The following is a 21288-nucleotide window of genomic DNA, read 5'->3' on the forward strand; positions in this document are numbered from 1 at the left end:
AAGCCCCGGACCTTGCCGGGAGCTTCCCCTGCGATGCGCGGGACCGGATGCGGTCCCGCCGCGTTCACGCGAACACGCGCGACTTCGAACGGAGCAGGTCGGCGAGGAACACGAGCGCCAGTCCCTGGCCCCAACCTTGCACCCGCTTGTGCGACACGCCTTTGTACCCTTCGGCGTCGAACATGACGGCCGTACCGGCGGAGACGCCGCGCACCGAGCCGTCCGGCGCGATCCGGCCGAGGATGCCTTCGATGGCCCGGTTGACCGCCTTGTTGTACAGCGATCCGCGCGACAAGAGCGCGGCGGCGATGCCCGCCGAACCCGACGTCTCCGTATAGGAGGTCGGATCGGTGAGCACCGTGTGCCACAGCCCGTCCTCACCCTGCAGCCGCACGAGCGCGCTGAGCAGATCGCGCAGCGAGCCGTCGATAATCATGTAGGCCGGGTCCGCCACATGGATGAGCGGCAGCGCCTTCGCCATCGTGAGCGCCGCCCACGCGTTGCCGCGGGCCCAGTAGACGCCGGACATATGGTTCCGGTTGATGTTGTCCCAGCCGTGATAGTACAGGTTCGTCGTCTCGTCCTGCAGCACGTCCTCATGGCCGTGGTACTGCCGGATCCCGTCGCGGAAATACGGCGCCCCTTCCCCTTCCGCGCCGATCAGGTGCCCGAAGCGGACGAGGAACAGCCCGGCCATCATCATCGTGTCGACCCACGCCTGCTCCGGGAACTGATACTCGACCGAATTGACCGTATGCTGGATGATGCCGTCTCCGAAGCGCGGCGCTTCATTCGCCAGATAGTCCGCAAGCTTGCGCGCCGCATCCAGATAGCGGCCGTCTTCCGTATATTGATAGAGCGAGATGAGCGCATGGCCGATCGACACGCCGTTCACGGACAGTTTCGGCAGTCCGTCTTCCAGCTGCTCGTCGACCCAGCTTTTCACCCGTTCGATATATTCGCTATTCCCCGTTGCTTCATACGCTTCGCAGACGCCGTAGAACGCGACGCCTCCCGGCCAATCCCAGTTGAAATCCATCCGGAACGTGCGGTCGACGACCCGGTCGATCGCTTCGCGAACCGCATCCTCGTCAAAAACAAGCGGCGGCATATCCTCCACTCCTTCCGTCATTGAAACGCAAAACGCCTCCTATCCTTTCAGTCCGCTCGTGCTGATCCCTTCGACGATCTGCCGCTGGAACAGGAAAAACACGATCAGCACCGGAATCAGGCTGACGACCGACATGGCGAACATGGCGCCCCAGTTCGAGATCGTCTCGGCATCGAGATACATCTTGAGCGCCATCGACACCGGATAACTGCTCGGCCGGTTCAGATAGAGCAGCGGCCCGAGCAGATCTTCCCACCGCCAATAGAACGAGAAGATGGCGGCCGTCGCCATCGCCGGCATGATGAGCGGCACGATGATCTGCCAGAACAGCCGGAATTTGCCGCAGCCATCGATCGTCGCCGCTTCGTCAAGCTCGGACGGGATCGACCGGATGAACTGGATCATCAGGAAGATGAAGAACGGCGCCCCGAAATAGGCCGGCACGACGATCGGCTTGATCGAATTGAGCCAGCCGAGCTTGGCGAACAGAATGTACTGCGGCACGAGAGCGACTTCGAACGGCAGCATGAGCGTCATCATCATGACGGCGAACCAGAACTTGTTGCCCTTGAATTTCAGCCGCGCGAAGCCGAAGGCGACCAGCGCCGACGACAGCACCGCGCCGATCGTCGCCAGCACGACAAGCACGAGCGAGTTCTTGATGAAAATGCCGAAATGCAGTCCGCCGATCCCTTTCCATCCGGTCACGTAATTGTCCCAGATCCACGGGTCGGGAATGAGCTTTCCCGCCGTTACGAAGATCAGCTCGCTCGGTTTGAACGAACTCATGAACAGCCAGATGACCGGGTACACCATGAGGAACGCGCCGCCCGCGGCCAGGAAATGGTAAGCGGCCCGCCTGAGTCTTTTACCGGTCATGGCTTCAGTCCTCCTTCGTCTCGTAGAACACCCAGTATTTCGACGTCGCGAACACCAAAGCCGTGAGCAGCGCGACGATGAGCAGCAGAATCCACGCCATCGCCGACGCATATCCCATGTCATAGAAGACGAACGCCTGGCGGAACAGGTAGAGCGAATAAAGCAGCGTGCCGTCGAGCGGACCGCCTTCCCCTTTCGAGATGATGTACGCCGGGATGAACGTCATGAACGCCGCGATCGTCTGCATGATCGTGTTGAACAGGATGACCGGCGTCAGCAGCGGCATCGTGATGCGGAAGAAGCGCTGCAGCGGATTCGCGCCGTCGACGGAAGCCGCTTCGTACAGGCTGGGCGGAATGTTCTTCAGCCCGGCCAGGAAGATCAGCATCGACGAACCGAACTGCCAGACCGACAGCGTGATGAGCATCCAGAGCGCGGCGGCCGGATCGGCGAACCAGCGGACGCTCTCCAGACCGATCAGATTGAGCGCCAGATTGATGATGCCTTCGTCGCCGTACAGGTTCCGCCACATGATCGAGACGGCGACGCTGCCCCCGATGATCGAGGGCAGATAGTACACCGTCCGGTACAGACCGACCGCCCGTGAAGCGCGGTTCAGCAGCAAGGCGATCAGGAGCGCGAACGTCAGCCTGAGCGGCACGCCGACGAAGACGTACAGGAATGTCACCCGGAGCGACCGCCAGAACTTCGGATCGCCCGCAAACATTCGCTCATATTGCTCAAAACCGACCCACGACGGCGCCGTGAACAGATCATAATCCGTGAACGACAGGTACAGCGATGCTGCGATCGGAAATGCGGTGAAGATCAGGAAGCCGAGCAGGAACGGGCTGATGAACGCGTACCCGGTCAGTTGATTTTTCCAGGCTGCGAACCGCATGGGCATCACTTGTTGCGGGCCAGGATGGCGTTCGCTTCTTCGCGGAACCGTTTGGCCGCGTCTTCAGGCGACAGCTTGCCGAAATCCATCGCTTCGGTGATCTCCTTGAACAGCGCGATGATTTCCGCCGCACCGTTCGGATCCGGCGGATCCATCGGCGAGCTGTTCTCCTGCGCCCAGGCCACGTAGTCGAATACTTTGATCAGCGCCGGATCGAGCGTCGGCTTCACCGCTTCGATCACCTGGCTGTTCACCGGCACGCCGCGGTCGCCCTTGATCAGCTTGTTCGCCTCGATGTCGTTCACCCAGAAATCGATGAACTTCGCCGCTTCTTCCTTATGCTTCGAGTTCTTCGAAATGGAGAAATACATCGACGGCTTCAGATACAGCCCCTGCTCGCGGTTCGGACCCGGCATGTGCGCCATTTCGAGCGGCCGGTTCGCCACCTGCTGCAGGCCGACGAACTGGTTCGTCCACTGCCAGACGCCGACCTGCTGCCCCTTGACGAGCAGATCGTCTTCAAGCCCCTTGATCTGCGCCTTCACGTCGGGCGTCGGCGTATCGCCGTCTTGGGCGAGCTTCGCCAGCGGCGCGAAGAAATCGATGAAGAGCTGGTCGTCGTCGTAGCCGAGCGACGTGCCGTCCGGGCTGTACAGATGCTGGCCCTTCGTCCGCAGATAGTAGCCGAAGAACACTTCCGGACGGAAACCGCTGTCAAAATAGAGCCCGGCTTCTTTCGCCTTGCCCGCCAGCGCGTAGTAGTCATCCCAGGTCCAGTTCTCGTCCGGCTTCTCGATGCCCAGCTTCTTGAGCAGCTCGGGATCGTACTGGAACTGGATCGTGTTGACCCCGATGTTGAAGCCGTACAGCTGATCGCCCAGCTTGCCGCCGGAGATGGCGTTCTCGCTGATGTGGTCGGTGTTGATGATCGTGCCGAGGTACGGCGTCAGATCTTCGAGCTGCCCCTTGCCGCCGTATTGCGACAGATACGAGATGTCCATCTGGATGATGTCCGGAAGATCGTTTGCCGCAGCTTGCGGAGCCAGCTTCTTCCAGTAGTCGTCGAAGTTTGCGTATTCCGGCTCGATTTTCACATGCGGATATTTCTGTTGATACATCTCGATGACTTGCAGCGTATAGTCGTGGCGCGGCTGCGAACCCCACCAGGCCATCCGGAGCGTGACCGGTTCCGGATCTTTCGCGCCGCTGTCCGACTTGCCGGCCGAATTTCCCGGCGCATTGCCGGACGATCCGCCTTCCGAAGATTGCGCGTTGCCTCCGTTTCCGCCGCTTCCCCCGTCATTTCCGCCGCCCCCGCCGCATGCGGCGAGCGCCAGCGTGAGCAGGACGGTGAGCAGCAACATCCATCCGCGTCTCATGTTCTTTGCATCCCCTCTCGACTCGGTTATGGTGACTGCATTTTCATTATGGGATAAGGATGAACGGGCCCGGAATGCAAATTTCCGTGTGGAATGTTCAAAAATCAGAGACGTGGACAACCGCCCTCATGCCGTTCATACCGAACGCTTGTATTCGGAAGGCGTGAAGCCGGTATGGCGCTTGAACACCTGGCTGAAATATTGCGGATTGTCCCCGAATCCGATCCGGTCGGCGATTTCGTACACTTTCACGTCGTCCGCTTCCTTGATCATCTCGATCGCCTTCTCGATGCGGAGGCGGGTGACGTAATGGGAGAACTTCTCCCCCGTCGCCTGGCGGAACAGTTTGCCGAGATAGTCGGGATTCATGAACAGCACTTCGCGGGCTGCCCAGTGCAGCGACAGCTGCGGGTTGCCGAGATGTTCGCGCACGCAGGCCTCAAGCTTCGCGACGATCTCGGAATGGCGGGTGCGGTGCCGCTCGTAATTCGTCTCGCACACTTCGCGGACCGCCCGCGCGATATAGTCGGTCATGCCCTGCAGCGTATCGTGCCGGTCGAACACTTCGATCGCCTTCATGCGGTGGTCGAGCTGCGCGGGATCGCCCTGCCGCATGCAACCGATATAGAGCGGGATGAGGAGCGACTTCGCCTCCGCGGCGGCGGGCCGCATCTTCGCCAGCGCTTCGAAAAATTCGCCGAGCATCCGCTCAACCTCTTCCCAATGGCCGGACTTCACCAGCAGCCACAACCGCTCCTCGTCGATCGCCGGCGGTTCGACTTCCGGCTCGGACGCCTCCAGCTCGCGCTTCGTGATAAGCCCGCCTTCGCCCAGGTAGAACCGGTACGCGAGGCATTCCTGCGCCTCGCGGTACAGGCGGCGCGCCTCGGCCGCCTCGCCGGGCTCGCTGAGCGCGGCCGTCGCCTCCCGCCGGTAGAAACGGGCGAACGTCTTGAGCACGGTGTCGATGCCGGCGGCGACACGATCCGGCTCCGCCTCGCCGTCGACGAGCAGGATCACCTGCCGGCCGTCCGCCGTGCCGAGCAGCACGAGGCTGCCGAGCAGCTCTTCCGCCATGTTCTTCAGCGCGAACAGCAGCTCGAATTCGGGCCCGCCTTCCGGCTCGAAGACGAGCAGCCGCACCCGGCCGCCGCCTTCCGGCAGCCCGGCCAGCCGCACGATGCGCTCCCAGTCGGAGCGGCCGTATGTCTTGTTCGTAACGAGCTCCTGCAGCATCCGCTCGCACGCGTGCGGCAGCACCTGCGCAAGCCGCTCCTCCGTCTGGCGGATGAACGCTTCCCGGCTGAGCCGTCTGTCGAGCTCGGCCACGGTCGACTTCAGCGCCTCTTCGATCGCCCGCTCGTTGCACGGCTTCGTCAGATAGTGCTTCACGCCGTAACGCATCGCCGTGCGCGCGTATTCGAAGTCGCCGAATCCGGACAGCATGATGAACTCGACGTCCGGCTGCGTCTCCTTCACCGCCTCGACGAGCTGCAGCCCGTCCATGCCGGGCATCCGGATGTCGGTGATGATGATGTCCGGCTTCTCCCGCTCCGCCATCGCCTTCGCGTCCAGCCCGTTGCGGGCTGTTCCGATCAGCCTCGTGCCGCAGGCCTCCCAGTCCATGATGGCGGAGATGCCTTCGAGGATGATGCGTTCGTCATCGACCAGCAGCACGCTGTATATGTTGGCTTCCGCCTCCTTCCCTTTTCGGCAGACGCAGTCTGACCCGCGTCCCTTCCCCGCGCCGGCTCGCGATGTCGAGGCCGTACCCCTCGCCGAACAGGAGCCGGATCCGTTCGTCGATGTTGCGAAGCCCGACGCCCGAACCCTTCGGCTTGACCTCGCCCGACTTGAGGCGCATCAGAATCGACTCGTCCATGCCCGGCCCGTTGTCGCTCACCGTCAGCTCGATCAGGCCGTCCTTCTCTTCCGCCGTAATCGCGATGACGCAGGTGTCCGTCATTTTCTCGAGCGCGTAATTGACGGCGTTTTCGACGAGCGGCTGCAGCGACAGCTTCGGGATGAGCACCGGCATGAGCACATCCGGCACATCCAGCCGGAAATCCAGCCGCTCCTCGAATCGGATGCGCTGGATGTTGATGTAGTGCAGCACGATCCCCAGCTCCTGCGACAGCGGAATGAGCGGCTCCTTCAGGCTGATCGAGCTGCGCAGCAGGAAGCCGAGCGACTCCACCATGCTGGAGATATGCGGCTGGCGGGCCATTTTCGCCGACCAGTTGATCGTCTCCAGCGTGTTGTAGAGGAAGTGCGGATTGATCTGCGCCTGCAGCGCCTTGAATTCGGATTCCTTCACGGCCAGCTGCCTCGCGTAGCCTTCGCGGACAAGCTCGTCGATCCGCTGCAGCATGATGCGGAAGTTGCGGTGGAGCTGCCCGGTCTCGTCCATCGGCATGTCCCGCTGGTCCTCGTCGTCTTCCCAGGCGAAATTGCCCATCTGCACCCGCTTCATCTTCGCGCTCAGCTTCTCGATCGGACCGGTGATGCCGCGGGCGAACCGGAAGGCGAAGAAGACGGTGAGCAGGAACAGCAGCAAGTAGGCCAGCAGCGTCCAGTTCTTCACGTCGGCCAGCCGATGGAAAATGTCGTCGTACGGAATCAGCGTCACGTATGTCCATTCGGTGTAGGCGGAAGGCAGATGCGTCAGAAAATAGCGGCGGCCGCCGAGCTCGATAATGTCATAGCCGTTCGACGCCGCGGCGGCGTATCCGCGCAGCAGCCGCTCTTCGTCTTCAAACCCCGCCGGCCCGAAGATCATCCGCTCCTTGCCGTAGATGAGAAGCGCCGCCTTGGCCGGCAGCGAGGCGCCGGCCACATCGGCGGTCAGCCGGTGCATGTCGATCCGGATCGCCAGAACGCCGAGACTCTCCAGGCTGAGCTGCTCGTACGAGCGGATGAGCCGGGCGGCGGCCAGCGCGCCGTCTTCCTCGTCCGGTTCAATCCACGTGTTGCCGCCTTGCGTGAGCGCGGTCTCCCTTTCCAATAGCCGGATCCGGCCGGCCGTATAGGACACGGGCGCCTTGCCCACCGAATACTCCCCGCCATTCGCGTCGATCAGCTGCACCGAGCGGACGTGGTTGTCCAGCCCGCCCAGCAGGACGATCCGCTCCCGGATCTGGTACGACGCCAGGTAGCGGTCGTAATTGTTGCCGGCTTCCTTGATCGTCCGAAGCTGTTCCTGGATGACTTCGTCGATCGCCATCCGGTACGACTGCTGCTGCACCTTGCGCAGCTCGTTCTCGATCGCCGCCGCCGTCTGGTTCAATGCGGCGGAGGACTGCTCGTAGATCTCGCGGTCGTACACCTCGAACGCGTACTGCTGGACGACGACGATCAGAATGCCGAACGTCGCGATGACCGCGGAGATGAGCACAAGCAGCTTGTATTTGATGCGCAGGTTGCGGTAAAGCGTTTTCAAATCTGCCAATGTCATGCCGCCTCCTTGGGTCCGGGCGCGTTTGCCGTCATTGTAGCAGAAACCATTGTAACAGAAAAAAGCAAGATCACACAGCAATTACATATTTGCTCCATCGAAAGGCCAACACTAAAGTGACAGGCATCGCGGGAACTGGAGGGAATGGCATGACGACGCAGACGGATGGGAAGACGGAACTCTCGACCCGGCTTTCGGCCAATCTGGACCGGATCAAGCGGGACTTCGCCTACCCGTCCAACGAGGCGCTCATCATCCGCAATCTGGTTGTCGCGTCGTTGAAATGCGATGCCGCCGTGCTGTATCTGGAAGGCACGGCGGATGTCAACGAGATCGAAAAACGGATCATCGAGCCGCTCATCGAACGGACGAACACCTCCTTCAAGAACGGCAACCCGCTCGACGCCGTGCGGCTGGAGATCGTCACGCACCGCACCGGCAAGACGGCAAGCACCTTCGATGCGATCAACGAAGGATTGCTGAACGGATGGACGATCGTCCTGATCGAAGGCGTAAACCAGGCCCTGAAGTTCGAAACGCGCGGTTTCGAAACGCGCCAGGTGTCGGAGCCGATCGTCGAACACGTCATCCGCGGGCCGAAAGAAGCGTTCACCGAATCGGCGGCCATCAACCGTTCGCTCGTCCGCAAATATTTGCGGGACCGCCATCTGGTTGCGGAGACGCTCACCGTCGGCGACCGTTCGGTGAGCGAAGTGACGATCATGTATGTGAAGGATCTGGCGGACCCGAACATCGTGGATTCCATCAAGCAGCGTATCCGGGCGGTCCGGACGGACGCCGTCCTGACCCTGCCGATCCTCGAACAATATCTCGACGATCATCCGTATTCGCTCGTGCCGAGTTCGCTCAACACGGAGCGTCCGGACCGGGCGTCCGCTTTCCTGCTTGAAGGCCATGTCATTCTGCTCATGGAGAACTCGCCGGCCGCCCTGGTCTTGCCGATCACGATCTGGTCCTTGTTGCACTCGGCGGAAGACCATTACATGCGCTGGGCGTACAGCAACTTCATGCGCATCATCCGGCTTTTGGCCCTGTTCGTCGCCGTCATGACGCCGTCCGTGTATATCGCGGTCTCGACGTTCCATGAAGAGATGATTCCGACCGATCTGCTCCTCGCCATCGCGGCGACAAGAGAAAAGGTGCCGTTCCCCGCCCTGCTCGAAGTGCTGCTCATGGAATTCGCGTTCGAGCTGGTGCGGGAAGCGGCGATTCGCGTGCCGACCGTCATCGGTCCGACGATCGGCATCGTCGGCGCGCTCATTCTCGGCCAGGCCGCCGTCGAGGCGAACATCATCAGCCCGATTCTCGTCGTCATCGTGGCGATGACCGGCATTTCATCGTTCACCATACCGGAGCCCAGCCTCAACTTCGCTGTCCGGATCACGCGTTTCATTCTGCTCTTCGTGGGCTCGTTTCTGGGCTTTTTCGGCATTGCGCTCGTCATCGCCTGTTTGCTGGCCTATCTGACCACGTACTCCAGCTATGGCGTGCCGTTCCTGTCGCCGCTGACACCGCATTACCGTTCGTCGGCCGACATGATTCTGCGGATGCCGGTGCACAAGGAGCGGATGCGCCCGCTTAATCTCAATCCGCAGGATGTCGTGCGGAGACCGGAGAGGATCAAGAAACGATGAACACATCCATGCAAGAGAAAGTCGGCGGCCGCGAATTTACGTCCATCTTCCTGATCGCGGTCGGGATGAAGCTGTCGGACATCACGACGACGATTCTGTTCGAATCGGGACAGACGGCCGGATGGATGATTCCGCTGCTCTCCCTTGCTTTCATGCTGGTCGCATACGTCGTGCTTATGTCCGTGCTGAAACGCCGGGCCGGACAAGGCCTGCCGGAGATCGTGTTCACCGTCGGCGGCAAGTTCGGCGGGGGGCTGATCTGTCTCCTGCTGTTCGCCGCCGCCCTGCTCATGACGGCGGTGACCAGCCGGGGATATGTTGACATCATCAATGTCATGGTCTACCAACGGTCACCGCTCTACGCGCTGTACCTCATGCTGATGGCGGCGGCATTCTACGTTGCATCCCGCGGGTTCGCGGCGATCGCGAGAGTCTCATGGATGCTGATTTTCCTGATCGAAGGGGCGATCGTCCTGCTTGTCTCCATCATGTGGGAGGACATCGACTGGCTGCGCCTCTATCCGTGGGCGGGACCGGGCGTGTTGGAAATCGTACGAACCGGATTCATGCACAGCGCGATGTTCGGCGAGATCATTCTGGCCACCGCGCTTGTGCCGCAGGTCACGACGTTCAAGGCGTTCCGGATCGGATCGGCCGTCGGGTTCATCGTCTCCAGTCTGAAAATTTCATTCCTGATGGCCGTCTACCTCTCCGTGTTCGATTATCCGGAGATCATCCATCTCGCCTATCCATTCCAGCAGTTCACGAAGAACACGTCGTTCGGCAGGGTGTTCACGCACGCGGAATCCTTCTTTATCGGCTTCTGGCTCATCATCTCCGTGATCTATTTCGCGTTCTATATCTACCTGCTCGCCTATCTGTTCGGTCATGCGCTGCGCACGGACCGGTACCAGAAGCTGCTTTTGCCGATGGCCGGGCTTGTCGTCTTCATCGGGCTGATTCCCGGCAATACCGAGCAAGTCCGGAGCTACTGGGAACTGCTCATCAGTTACAGCACGGTTCTGTACGGCGCGCTGCCGTTCGTCATCTGGCTGCTGGATTGGAACTGGAGGAGACGTCATGCGAAAACTTAAGCTTGCGTTGATTCTGCCGCTGCTTTTCACCGCCGGATGCTGGGATCATCTCGAACTCGAAGAACAGGCGTTCGTCGTCGTCGTCGGGCTTGACAAAGGGCCGAAAAACACGGTCGAGGTGACGTTCCAGATCGCGAACCCGCAGAAAGGCTCCAGCGATATCGGCACGGCCGAAAACGAGCCGCCCAGCGACACGGTCCGCTTCACGTCGCCGGATGTCCTGTCCGCGAAGGATTTGGCCAATACCGCCGTCACCCGGACGATCAACTTCGCGCATCTGAAGACGATGGTCGTCCACGAGGCGCTCGCGCGTGACGAAGCGTTCCCCCATATCGCGGGCGCCGCGATCCGCGATCCGGAGCTGCGCCGCGAAGTGGCGCTGATCGTGAGCCGGGAGAAGGCGTACGACTTCATCCAGAAGAACCGCCCGCGGCTGGAGACGCGTCCGCACAAATATTTCGAGCTGATGCAGCAGCGCTGGCAGGAGACGGGATATGTGCCGTTCTCGACGCTCAACCAATATTTGCAGCAGCAGGTGGTCGACTCGATGTTTCTCGCCATTTATGCGACGGCCGATTCGAAAGATTATCGCGTCTCGCGGCATGAAGACAATTATCTGGCCGGCCAGGTGCCGAAACGTTCGGGCGACACGGTCCAGATGATGGGGGCGGCCGTCTTTCAGAACGGCTGCATGATCGGCACGCTGACCGGGCAGCAGATGCGCTGGGCGCAGTTGCTGCGCCACAAATCGAGCATCAGTTCGTTCATCACGTCGTTCCCCGACCCGTTGGATGAACGGGCGATGGTCACCGTGCGGCTGTTCAAGAACGGGAGGACGAAGATCCAACTGAATCTCGCCAAAGAAAAGCCGGACATCCGCGTCACGATGCCGCTGCGCGCCCAGATTCTCTCGTTCACCAGTCTGCAGCCGTACGCGACGGATACGGAGAAGCAGATGCTGCTTGAACGGCATTTGAAGGAAGAAATCGAGAAAGAGGTGCTTGGCGTTATCCGGATGTCCCAGCGCAAATTCCAGGGGGATCCGTTCGAATGGGAATTGATCGCGCGGAAACATTTCAGGACGATACAGGCCTTTCAGGCCTACGGATGGTCCAGACATTTCAAAAAAGCGAACGCGGAAGTGAACGTCGATCTGCGGATCGAAAACTTCGGCAAGCAGCGGACGCCGTACAGTGAAAAGGTCAATGGGAGTGATTGAACATGGGAATCCTGATGTTCCTCATCGCGCTCGGCCTGACCGGCTATACGCTCTTGCAGGCCTGGCGGAACTGGCGCGGCGGCAATGCGGCAGCCGGACTCGGCATCGCCCTGCTGTCCGGATGCTTCCTGCCGCTCGCCATCTATCTGATGCTTCGCGACTGAACCGCATCGTCGCATTGCCCGCTCTCTGCGCCGCCCAACCGCCGGGCGACCGCTTCCGTGAGCAGATACGCGATGGTGGATTCGGCGCCGCGGTTCGCGTTCGGCCCGTCGGGCGTGAGCCCGTCGCAGCAAGAGCCGTCCGCGGGGTCGGCGATCGCCGCGCCGCAGTCGTTCCGGCCGTGGAACCACGCCCGGCATGCGAGCGCGGTCTCCCGGTACTCCCGTTCCCCCGTCACCCGGTATCCGGCTTCGGCGGCCAGCGCAAGCTTGAACGCTTCAATCGGCTGTTGATCCCATCGGGCCGTGCCTTCCCTCGTTCCCCATCCCCGGTTGCCGATCGGACGGATCGCCCCTGACGGCGCAGCCATCCGCTCGGCCAGGAAGCGGAACGTGTCGCGGGCGGCGGCCAGCGCATCGCTCCAGCCGAATGCGGCATGGGCTTCGAACAGCGCCCACGGCAGCAGCCCGTTGCTGTACGTCATGACCGGCTCGAACCAGCGCCATCCCGGCCCCGCCTCGCGGCGGTATTTGTCCAGAAGCCGGCTCTTCAGTTCGGCGGCCAGCGAGCGCACCCGCTCTCCGGAGAACGGCAGGACCGCATCGTCCTGCCCGCCGGAAGCGCCGCCGCTGCGCTCCAGCAAGGCGCAGGCCGCAAGCGCATAGGCCCAGCCGCGCGGAGAAATCATCGTGCGGGCCGCGGGAAACGCATGCGCCAGCAGATCGGGCACCGCCGGCGCGAGCCGATTGCCGAACGGAACAGAGATCGTCCGGGCGAGCGCCCAGATCGTCCGTCCGAGGCAATCGTCCGATGGATATTCCGATTCGGGCCGGCGCTCGTAATCATAATTGTTGTGGAACCGGCCGTCCGGCTTGCGGGCCCAGTACAGGAATCCGGCGTATCGTTCCGCCAGTTCCGGCAGCCCTTCCGCTTCGGCCAGCTCGGCATCCAGATCGATCCACTCAATGCACGCCCACAGCGCCCGCGCGTTGTCGTCCGTCGTATAGCCTTCCGCACGCCGCGGAATTCGCCCGATGGCATGTTCCAGAAGACCGGTGTCGTCGGTGAGCCGGTGCAGATGCCGGAATCGGATCTGCTGTGTCGGCTTCTCCGTCGTCAGATTCGCCGTCATGGGTCAACCCTCCGCCGTCGAGGCCGTCACGTCCGCGACGCGGCTCTCGCGCCGGAACAGTTCCAGATGCGCGCGTCCGACGACCGGCCAGTGCATCTCCGCGCCGATCCGGGCGATCCGCCGTTCGATCCGTTCGAGGGTTTCGGCCGAACCGAGCAGCTCCGCCAGCGCTTCGGCCCAGGCGTCGGCATCGGAAGCCGGCACGAGGAGCTCCGGGCAATCCGCCAGCAGATCCCGCGCATAGACATACGGCGTGCTCAGCACCGGCCGGCCGAGTCCGACGGCGTAAGCCAGCGTGCCGGAGGTGATCTGCTGCATACCCGGATACGGGGTGACGTACACGTCGCAGGCAGTCAGAATTTCGGCCAGTTCGTTCTCATCCATGTAACGGTCGATCATGAGCAGATGGCGTTCGACACCGAGTTCGGCGGCAAGGGCGCGCAGCTCGCCGCGATAGGATTCGCCTTCAAGTTTCAGCACTTCCGGGTGCGTCTGCCCGACGATGGCATACAGCACGTCGGGCGCGCGGCCGGCGAGCTTCGGCAGCGCCCGGATGACGGTTTCGAGCCCCTTGCCTCTGCCCAGGAGGCCGAAGCTCATGACGACTTTGCGGTCGTTCCAGCCGAGCCGTTCCCTGAGCTTGCGGCGGGCGTCCCGAGGAGGCTGCGGCGTGCCGTGCGGAATATATGTTATGCGTTCGCGGGGCACGCCGAACGCTTCGGCGACGTAGCGGACGGCCGTTCGGGTCATGACGATGATCCGGTCGCTCAATTCCGCGATGCGCTGTTGCACGGCGCGGTACGGTTCTTCAGGCCGTTCGAACACGGTGTGGAACGTCGTGACGACCGGGATGTCCATTCGCTTCAGCGATTCCAGCAAGTCCAGCACGTACTCGCCGGCTTCGCCGCCGAAGATCCCGAATTCATGCTGAAGCGAGACGAGATCGGCGCCGAACGCTCGGATCCGCTCCGCCGCCCGGCGGTATTCGGACCGTTCGTCTTTCGGCAGCGGGTGGACGCCTCTCCCGTATGTATGCTCATCCGGGATGTTCGTGAGGGCGATCACGAGGTCGCTTCCCTTTCCTCCGGAAGCCGCGTTCACGGCTTGCCGGAGATGATGGGTGTAGGTCGCGATGCCGCATCGTCTCGGTACATAGGTGCCAATATAAGCGATCCTCGTCATATCGTCTCGGCCTCCGGAATGACGTTTACGACGGCTTCATGCAGCAGGTGCCGCGGGTCGATCTTGAGCCCGCTGCCGACAATGCAGCGGTTCAGCTGCGCCGCTTCGGCCGCCGTGCAGCGGTCCCACAGGATGGAATGGGTAACCCGTGCGCCGCGTCCGATGACGCAGTCGTCGCCGATCACGGCATAGGGTCCGACGACGGCGCGCTCGCCGATCGTCACCCGGCTGCCGACGAGCACCGGCGGCACGAGCATCGCGCCCTGTGCGATTTCGGTATCTTCGCCGATCCGGATGCCGCGCCCGAGCTCTCTGCCCGGAAGTTCGAGCTCAAGCTTTCCGTCGAGCAGATCCCAGTGGATGCGGCGGTACCGATCGCTGGTGCCCATGTCCATCCAGTATCCGCTGACATCGGCCCCCTGCACGCGATGGCCGGCCGCGATGAGCGACGGGAACGTTTCACGCTCGATCGACACTTCACGCCCCGCGGGAATGGCTTGCAGGACATCGCGCTCCATGATGTAGATGCCGGCATTGATCCGGTTCGACGGCGCCTCGCCCCGCGGAGGCTTCTCCACGAAGCGGACGATCCGCCCGTCTGCCGACTGTTCGACGACGCCGAACTGCGACGGGTCCGCCACTTCGACCAGGCCGATCGTCACCATCGCGCCGCTTCGCTCATGCGTTTCGACCAGCGCACGGATGTCCGCACGGTGCACGATGTCGGCATTGATGACGACGAAGCGGCTGCCGAGCAGCGCTTCGGCATTTTTCACGGCGCCGGCCGTTCCGAGCGGCACCGGTTCGTGCGTATAGCGGATGTCGACGCCAAGCTTTCGGCCGTCGCCGAAATAATCGATGATCCGTTCCGGATAATGCTTGACGGCGATCACAATTTCGTTGATTCCCTGTTCCTTGAGGCCGGCAATCAGATGTTCGAGCCAGGGCCGATTGCCGACCGGTGCCATCGGTTTCGGAAGCCGCTCGGTGAGCGGTCTCATGCGTGTACCGAAACCTCCAGCGAGCAACAATGCCTTCATGCTTCCAATCCCTCCCGACACGCTTGGAATTTTTGGGAAAAAAAGAAGAACGCCCGCTGATCCAAATGTTTTCCCGCGGCTGACAGCCCGACGATACGAGCATCCCGGGAAGAAACGGTTCAGATTAGGAAACGTTCATGGAATGAGTGTTGTTAGCACTCGATCGCAGTGACTGCTAATATGAGGGTAAAACGCGTGTTGCAATCCGATCAAGCGGGATATGCGCCCGGTATGGCGATTTATTGCTGCTGACAGGGGGAGTAGCTCCTTTTTTCTTCCATTTTCTCAAGAAAAGACCGCTATCCTCCCGGCGGCAAGAAGCCGTTTTCATTTTTCATCTGGCATGCGCAAATGACGGATGGTATAATGGGTCGGTTTGGTTTTTCGACAAAAACTTCAAGACTGGAGGACACTTATGCAACCTGCCTTGCAAGTCCATGAACGGCCCGGCTTCGGACCGGGTATTCTGCTCAGCCTGCAGCATCTGTTCGCCATGTTCGGCTCCACCGTGCTCGTGCCGATCATCTTCGGCGTCGACCCCGCGACGGTGCTGTTGATGAACGGGATCGGCACGCTGCTCTACCTGCTGATCTGCAAGGTGCGGATACCGGCCTACCTCGGGTCCAGCTTCGCCTTTATTTCGCCCGTAACGTTCCTCTTGTTCGAGCGAGGCGCCGGCTACGCCGAAGTGCTCGGCGGATTTGTCGTCGTCGGCGCGATCTTCACGGCGGTGGCGCTGATCATCGGACGCATCGGCACGAAATGGCTGGATGTCGTGTTCCCACCGTCCGCCATGGGCGCGATCGTCGCGGTCATCGGGCTTGAGCTGATCCCGGTCGCCGCGCGGATGGCCGGCTGGATCGCGCCGGACGGAGCGGACGCGTCGTGGTCGCCCGATCCGAAGACGATGCTCGTCTCCATCGTCACGCTGCTTGTCATTCTGCTCGGTTCCGTGCTGTTCAAAGGCTTCCTGCGGATCATCCCGATTCTTGTCGGCTTCATCGTCGGCTATCTGGTCGCCTGGTCGCAGGGGCTCGTCGAATTCGACACCATCAGCCAGGCATCGGCGTTCGCCATCCCCGAGTTCACGACGCCGCGCTTCGAATGGTCGGTCATCCTGATCATCGCTCCCGCGGCGCTGGTCGTCATCGCCGAGCATATCGGCCACCTCATCGTGACGGGCAACATGGTCGGCAAGGATCTGTCCCGGGATCCGGGATTGCACCGCTCGCTGCTCGGCAACGGCTTGTCGACGATGCTGTCCGGCTTCGTCGGATCGACACCGAACACGACCTACGGCGAGAACATCGGCGTCATGGCGATCACGCGCGTCTATTCCGTCTGGGTGATCGGCGGCGCGGCCGTCATCGCCATCGTCATGTCGTTCTTCGGCAAGCTGTCGGCCTTGATCGCCTCGATACCTGAAGCCGTCATCGGCGGCGCTTCCCTCATGCTGTTCGGCGTCATCGCCTCCGCCGGCATCCGGATGCTGGTGGAGACGAAAGTCAACTACGCCAAGCCGTCGAACATCGTGCTGACGACCGTCGTCCTCGTCCTCGGCATCAGCGGCGCGACGTTCAAATGGGGCCATCTCGAGCTGAAGGGCATGGCGCTCGCGACGGTCGCCGCCATTCTGCTGTCGCTCCTGTTCAAGGCGTTCGAATTGATCGGCTGGCTCAAGGAAGACGAGGCGGATTCCCATTAAAAAAACGAAACAGGCATGCGGCCGTTGGAAACGGCTGCGTGCCTGTCCTTTTTTTATTCGCTGAGGATGGCCTCGATCCGGTCGAGCGCTTCCTGCGGCAGCACGACACCCGATGCCTTCGCGTTCTCTTCGAGCTGCGACGGCTTCGTCGCGCCGACCAGCGCGCTGGCGACGATGTCCTGGCGCAGCACCCAGGCGAGCGCAAGCGTGCCGAGCGACAGGCCGAGCTCCTTCGCCACCGCGTCAAGCTGGTCGACCTTCCGCAGATGCGATTCCGTCAGGAAGTTTTTGATCCACATGTTCGTCTTCGGATCGGCGGCGCGGCTGTCCTTCGGCAGTTCGCTGCCGAGCCGGTATTTGCCCGTCAGCACGCCTTGCGCAAGCGGCGAATAAACGACCTGCGCCACGCCGTACTTCTCGCTGACCGGGATGACCTCCGCCTCGATTTTCCGGTAGAACATGCTGTATTGCGGCTGGTTGACGACGATCCGGTCGAGCAGATACTTGTCCGCGATCCGCATCGCTTCCTCGATCTGCGCCGCCGACCACTCGCTGACGCCGGCATAGAGCACCTTGCCCTGGCGAATCAGGTCGTCGATCGTGCGCAGCGTCTCCTCGACGGGCGTCTCCGGATCGTAGCGGTGGCAGTACAGAATGTCGACGTAATCCTGCTTCAGCCGTTTCAGGCTGGCGTGTACCTGCTCGAACACATGCTTGCGGGACAGGCCCCGGTCGTTAGGTCCGTCGCCCATCGGGAAGAACGCCTTCGTCGCGAGCACGTACGATTCGCGCGGGTACCGCGGAAGAATGTTGCCCAGCAGCCGCTCCGCCTCGCCCCGTTCGTAGACGTTCGCCGTGTCGATGAAGTTGATGCCGAGCTCGAACGCTTTTTCAATCAGCTGTTCGCCGATGTTGCCGTCGACGGTATGGCCGTACGTCATCCAGCTGCCGAAGCTGATCTCGCTCACCTTCAGCCCCGATCTGCCCAACTTCCGATATTTCATCTTGCCGCACCCCTCTGCTCTGCAATGAATTCGTAGTAAACACGTGTTCATCTTACCATATCCCGAGGAGGCTGTCCAACTTCCCCCGTCATTGCGGAATTCCGGCATTACCGCCTGTCGGTCACACCGCTTTGCTCAATTTGCGATGATCGCGCTTCATGATCGACACGACGAGGGACGCCCATTTCGGGTTGGCGGGACAATATTTCTTCCCCACTTTCTCGATCGTCGAATAGCCTTTGGCGATGTAGCTTTTCGCGATGAGCGATCCGAATTTGTAGACGCTGTCGTTCTTGGTTTCGAAGCTGTACGCTTTCTTGTTGCTTCCGCCGGTCGCATTCAGCCCGAACAGGTTGTTCTTCTCGCGCGCCAGCTTGCTCTTCCCGTTGCCGCTTTCCAGCTTCATGACGGCGATCGTGAACAGGGCGTTGATGCCGTGCTCGATTTCGATTTCAAGGATCGCTTTTTCCAGTCCGTGCCCTTCAAGCGCCGTTCCTTCCAGCAGTTTCGCGATGTCTTGCTCCGTCATGCCGGAGGAAGACATCACTTTTTTGGTCAGCGGCGCGGGACCGGCGCTGTCGTCGGACGGTTCGGGCTTGTAGATCGCATGCTCGGCGCGGACGGACGGCGATGCCGACGCGATCGCCACTTCGCGGGCGGCGTTCTTCACCTGCTCGGGCTCCGGGTCGGCAGGCTCCGCGTACGCGCCGTGGATGTAGGTGCCGTCTTCGAGCGCCAGCCAGCCGTTCTCCGTCTTGCCGACGACCTTCACCCGGTCGCCTTGTTTGAGCAGATCCTGGATCGGCGAATGTTTGTCGGGCTCGGCGCGCACGTTCAAATAATACGCGGTCACGACGTACGAAACCGGCTGATCTTGCGGGGGTTCGGACGGCTGCGGGATTTGCGGCGATGGCGCGGACTCCGGTGCAATGACGGATTCCGGCGTCCGGCCGGATTCCGGTTTTGTCACGATTTCCGGTTGCGGCGAGGGTTTCGGATATGGTGAAGTTGCCGGGGATTGAAGGGTTGCGGTCTCATCTTCGCGCACGGCGGAAGACGGCGCCGGGGCAACGGCTTGTGCCGGAGCGGCAGCCAAGTCATATTGCACGACCGGTCCACTGACCGGCGGAACGGGCAACGTTTCATGCACGGTGCCCTGGAGTTCCCGGGCAAGTGCCCGCGATTGGTACGCGGCGCCGTTATCCGCACCGGGAGCGTCGGGCCAGGCGGCGGTCACGCCCAATGTGGCGACAAGCGCTATCCATACGATTCGGAACAAACGGCCGGCTGCGGCTGACATTCCCATCACCTCTCGGTCCGAATTGCGGCCGCTTCGGCGGATGGCCGGGCGGCAGTCAGGCCTTGACCATGATGTTCGATGTCCAAATGCACTTCCCATTGTATCCGTTGTCCGCCGAGAAGCTTGTCATAACGCCGCGCGCCGTTTCGGTGAACCTTTGTCGAAATGAAATGGACCGCCGCGCATGGGCGGCGGTCCCGCTTTCCGGTCTGTCTAACATTGGCCGACCGTCGTGCCGAATGAAGCGGTATTCATGTGAAACGCCGTTCATTTGACGCCGCTGTATACGAACGCCCGGATGATCTGGCGCTGCGCCGCGAAGAACGCGAGCAGCACCGGGACGGCCAGCATGACGTTGGCGGCCATCAGCACGTTCCAGGTCGCCGTCCCTTCCGTCTCGCGGATCTTCGCGATGCCGAGCGGCAGCGTGCGCGCCGATTCGTTCGTCGTCATGACGAGCGGCCAGAAATAATCGTTCCAGTGCGTAATGAAGCTGAACAGCGCGAAGGTGACGAGCACGGGTCTGGCGAGCGGCGCCATGATGCGCAGCATGATCTTCCATTCCGGCGCGTTGTCCAGACGGGCCGCCTCGATCAGTTCCTCGGCCGTCTGCATGAACGATTGGCGCAGCAGGAAAATGCCGAAGGCGCTGGAGGCGAAAGGAAGAATGAGCGCCAGATGCGTATTGAGCAACTTCCAGTCGCTCAGCATCAGGTACACCGGCAGGAAGATGAGCTGCGCCGGGATCATGAGCGTCGCCATGACGAGCCCGAACAGCAGCCCCTTGCCCGGGAACCGGAACCGGGCGAAGGCGTAGGCGGCCGGAATGATCGTCAGCATCTGCAGGATCAGGATGCCGACAGAGACGATGAAGCTGTTCAACAGATAAGTGAGAAACGGGCCCGAGTTCCATGCAACGGCGTAGTTGCTCCAGACCGGCTCGGCCGGAATCCATTCCGGAGGGAAGATCATCGTCTCGGGCAGCGTCTTCAGCGAAGTCGAGAGCATCCAGGCGAACGGCAGCGCGAAGGCGCAGACGAGCAGCAGCATGCAGGCCCGGTTTGCCGCGAACAGCATCGCTTCCAGGACGGCGCGGATGCGGCGTGCGGCGAGCGGCCGCCGCACGCCGGCCGCCTGGCCGATGGCCGATCTTCTTCCGGCGTCATTCATGGACATGCGGATTCCCCTCCCGGCGTTAGCGGTAATGGACGCGGCGCGACAGCAAACGGAAATAGATCAACGTCAGCGTGCCGACGATGATGAGCAGAATGACGCCCGCCGCCGAAGCGTATCCGATCTTGAAGAACCGGAATCCGTATTCGTAAATGTAGTAAACCAGCGTGTTCGTCGAATTGATCGGTCCTCCCTGCGTCATGATCGCGATCGTCTCGAACACCTGGAACGAGCCGATCAGGTTGATGATGACGAGGAAAAACAGCGTCGGCGACAGCATCGGCAGGATGAGACGCCGGAACGTCGTCCAAGGCTTCGACCGGTCGAGCGCCGCCGCTTCGAGCAGCTCCGGCGGGATGCTCTGCAGGCCGGCGATGAAGACGAGCGTATTGTAACCGAGGCTCTTCCATACCGCGACGATGACGAGCGACACCAGCGCCGTGCCGGGATCGTTCAGCCACTTGAGCGGACTGATGCCGAACAGGTGGAGCAGGCCGTTCAGCAACCCGTATTCGGGGTCCATCAGCCAGCTCCACAGGAGCGAGATCGAGACGAGCGAGATAATGTGCGGCGAGAAGATCGCGCCCTGCACGAAGGCGTGAAACGCGCTTTTCCGGTTCAACCAGATCGCGAGCGGCAGCGCGGTGCCGGTCGCCAGCAGCACCGTCATGACCGTGTAGAGCGCCGAATTCCGCAGCACCTGGAGGAAGGTGTCGTCCGCCAGCATCTCCCGGTAATTGTTCAGCCCGACGTAGGTTTTCACCGGACTGATGAAGTTCCACTCATGAAAGCTGAGATGGATCATGTATCCGATCGGATACAGATAGAACAGGGAGAACACGACGAGCGCGGGCGCGACCATCGCATAGGGGCGCAGCCGGTTCAGGATGGACGGCAT

At 61.7% G+C, this 21288-nt stretch carries 18 protein-coding genes; 5 read left to right on the plus strand and 13 right to left on the minus strand.

Annotation, left to right across the window (positions count from 1 at the left end; translation table 11 throughout):
* Positions 1–64: 64 nt before the first annotated feature.
* From THECO_RS08060 to THECO_RS08085, 6 genes are all read right to left on the minus strand, one after another.
* Positions 65–1111 (minus strand): glycoside hydrolase family 88/105 protein, encoded by a 1047-nt coding sequence (locus THECO_RS08060; protein WP_041854312.1) that lies wholly within the window; start codon positions 1109–1111, stop codon positions 65–67.
* A gap of 39 nt (positions 1112–1150) precedes the next feature.
* Positions 1151–1990 (minus strand): carbohydrate ABC transporter permease, encoded by an 840-nt coding sequence (locus THECO_RS08065; protein ID WP_015254537.1) that lies wholly within the window; start codon positions 1988–1990, stop codon positions 1151–1153.
* A 4-nt stretch (positions 1991–1994) separates the two neighbouring features.
* The gene (locus THECO_RS08070) at positions 1995–2897 is read right to left on the minus strand and encodes a carbohydrate ABC transporter permease (RefSeq protein WP_015254538.1); all 903 of its coding nucleotides are present in this window, start codon (positions 2895–2897) and stop codon (positions 1995–1997) included.
* Positions 2897–4270: an ABC transporter substrate-binding protein gene (locus THECO_RS08075; protein ID WP_015254539.1), complete on the minus strand. Its 1374-nt coding sequence runs from the start codon at positions 4268–4270 to the stop codon at positions 2897–2899. Before THECO_RS08075 ends, THECO_RS08070 begins: the two co-directional genes overlap by 1 nt.
* Positions 4271–4405: 135 nt before the next feature.
* The gene (locus THECO_RS22500) at positions 4406–5947 is read right to left on the minus strand and encodes a response regulator transcription factor (protein WP_015254540.1); all 1542 of its coding nucleotides are present in this window, start codon (positions 5945–5947) and stop codon (positions 4406–4408) included.
* Entirely contained in the window at positions 5931–7718 is a 1788-nt protein-coding gene (locus THECO_RS08085; protein WP_052835866.1) for a cache domain-containing sensor histidine kinase, read from the minus strand. Before THECO_RS08085 ends, THECO_RS22500 begins: the two co-directional genes overlap by 17 nt.
* 155 nt (positions 7719–7873) lie before the next feature.
* Between THECO_RS08085 and THECO_RS08090 the strand changes: the two genes are divergently transcribed.
* Genes THECO_RS08090 through THECO_RS21670 form a run of 4 tightly spaced genes read left to right on the plus strand, consistent with a single transcriptional unit; the run spans position 7874 to position 11856 of the window.
* A complete protein-coding gene (locus THECO_RS08090; protein WP_052835867.1) occupies positions 7874–9379 on the plus strand; it encodes a spore germination protein in 1506 nt (501 codons plus the stop codon).
* Positions 9376–10473 carry a GerAB/ArcD/ProY family transporter gene (locus THECO_RS08095; RefSeq protein WP_015254543.1) on the plus strand — a complete coding sequence of 366 codons (1098 nt, stop codon included), beginning with the start codon at positions 9376–9378 and terminating at the stop codon, positions 10471–10473. The genes THECO_RS08090 and THECO_RS08095 overlap by 4 nt, the downstream gene beginning before the upstream one ends.
* Entirely contained in the window at positions 10460–11692 is a 1233-nt protein-coding gene (locus THECO_RS08100) for a Ger(x)C family spore germination protein (RefSeq protein ID WP_015254544.1), read from the plus strand. The genes THECO_RS08095 and THECO_RS08100 overlap by 14 nt, the downstream gene beginning before the upstream one ends.
* 2 nt (positions 11693–11694) lie before the next feature.
* Entirely contained in the window at positions 11695–11856 is a 162-nt protein-coding gene (locus tag THECO_RS21670) for a hypothetical protein (protein ID WP_015254545.1), read from the plus strand.
* Here THECO_RS21670 and THECO_RS08105 read toward each other — a convergent pair.
* Genes THECO_RS08105 through THECO_RS08115 form a run of 3 tightly spaced genes read right to left on the minus strand, consistent with a single transcriptional unit; the run spans position 11835 to position 15208 of the window.
* Entirely contained in the window at positions 11835–12986 is a 1152-nt protein-coding gene (locus tag THECO_RS08105; protein WP_015254546.1) for a hypothetical protein, read from the minus strand. The two genes, THECO_RS21670 and THECO_RS08105, sit on opposite strands and share 22 nt — an antisense overlap.
* Before the next feature lie 3 nt (positions 12987–12989).
* Complete coding sequence (locus THECO_RS08110; protein ID WP_015254547.1) at positions 12990–14168, minus strand: glycosyltransferase family 4 protein; 1179 nt, start codon at positions 14166–14168, stop codon at positions 12990–12992.
* Positions 14165–15208 carry a nucleotidyltransferase family protein gene (locus THECO_RS08115; protein ID WP_015254548.1) on the minus strand — a complete coding sequence of 348 codons (1044 nt, stop codon included), beginning with the start codon at positions 15206–15208 and terminating at the stop codon, positions 14165–14167. Before THECO_RS08115 ends, THECO_RS08110 begins: the two co-directional genes overlap by 4 nt.
* Before the next feature lie 415 nt (positions 15209–15623).
* Here THECO_RS08115 and uraA point away from each other — a divergent pair, with 415 nt between their 5' ends.
* On the plus strand, positions 15624–16913 hold the full coding sequence (uraA, locus tag THECO_RS08120) for a uracil permease (RefSeq protein ID WP_015254549.1): 1290 nt from the start codon (positions 15624–15626) through the stop codon (positions 16911–16913).
* A 53-nt stretch (positions 16914–16966) separates the two neighbouring features.
* Here uraA and THECO_RS08125 read toward each other — a convergent pair whose 3' ends face one another.
* From THECO_RS08125 to THECO_RS08140, 4 genes are all read right to left on the minus strand, one after another.
* The gene (locus THECO_RS08125; RefSeq protein ID WP_015254550.1) at positions 16967–17917 is read right to left on the minus strand and encodes an aldo/keto reductase family protein; all 951 of its coding nucleotides are present in this window, start codon (positions 17915–17917) and stop codon (positions 16967–16969) included.
* 121 nt (positions 17918–18038) lie between these two features.
* Positions 18039–18887 (minus strand): glucosaminidase domain-containing protein, encoded by an 849-nt coding sequence (locus THECO_RS08130; protein ID WP_041853855.1) that lies wholly within the window; start codon positions 18885–18887, stop codon positions 18039–18041.
* 597 nt (positions 18888–19484) lie between these two features.
* On the minus strand, positions 19485–20294 hold the full coding sequence (locus tag THECO_RS08135; RefSeq protein ID WP_041854316.1) for a carbohydrate ABC transporter permease: 810 nt from the start codon (positions 20292–20294) through the stop codon (positions 19485–19487).
* 118 nt (positions 20295–20412) lie between these two features.
* Positions 20413–21288: a carbohydrate ABC transporter permease gene (locus tag THECO_RS08140; protein ID WP_015254553.1), complete on the minus strand. Its 876-nt coding sequence runs from the start codon at positions 21286–21288 to the stop codon at positions 20413–20415.

Source organism: Thermobacillus composti KWC4 (assembly GCF_000227705.2).
GTDB classification, from domain to species: domain Bacteria; phylum Bacillota; class Bacilli; order Paenibacillales; family Paenibacillaceae; genus Thermobacillus; species Thermobacillus xylanilyticus.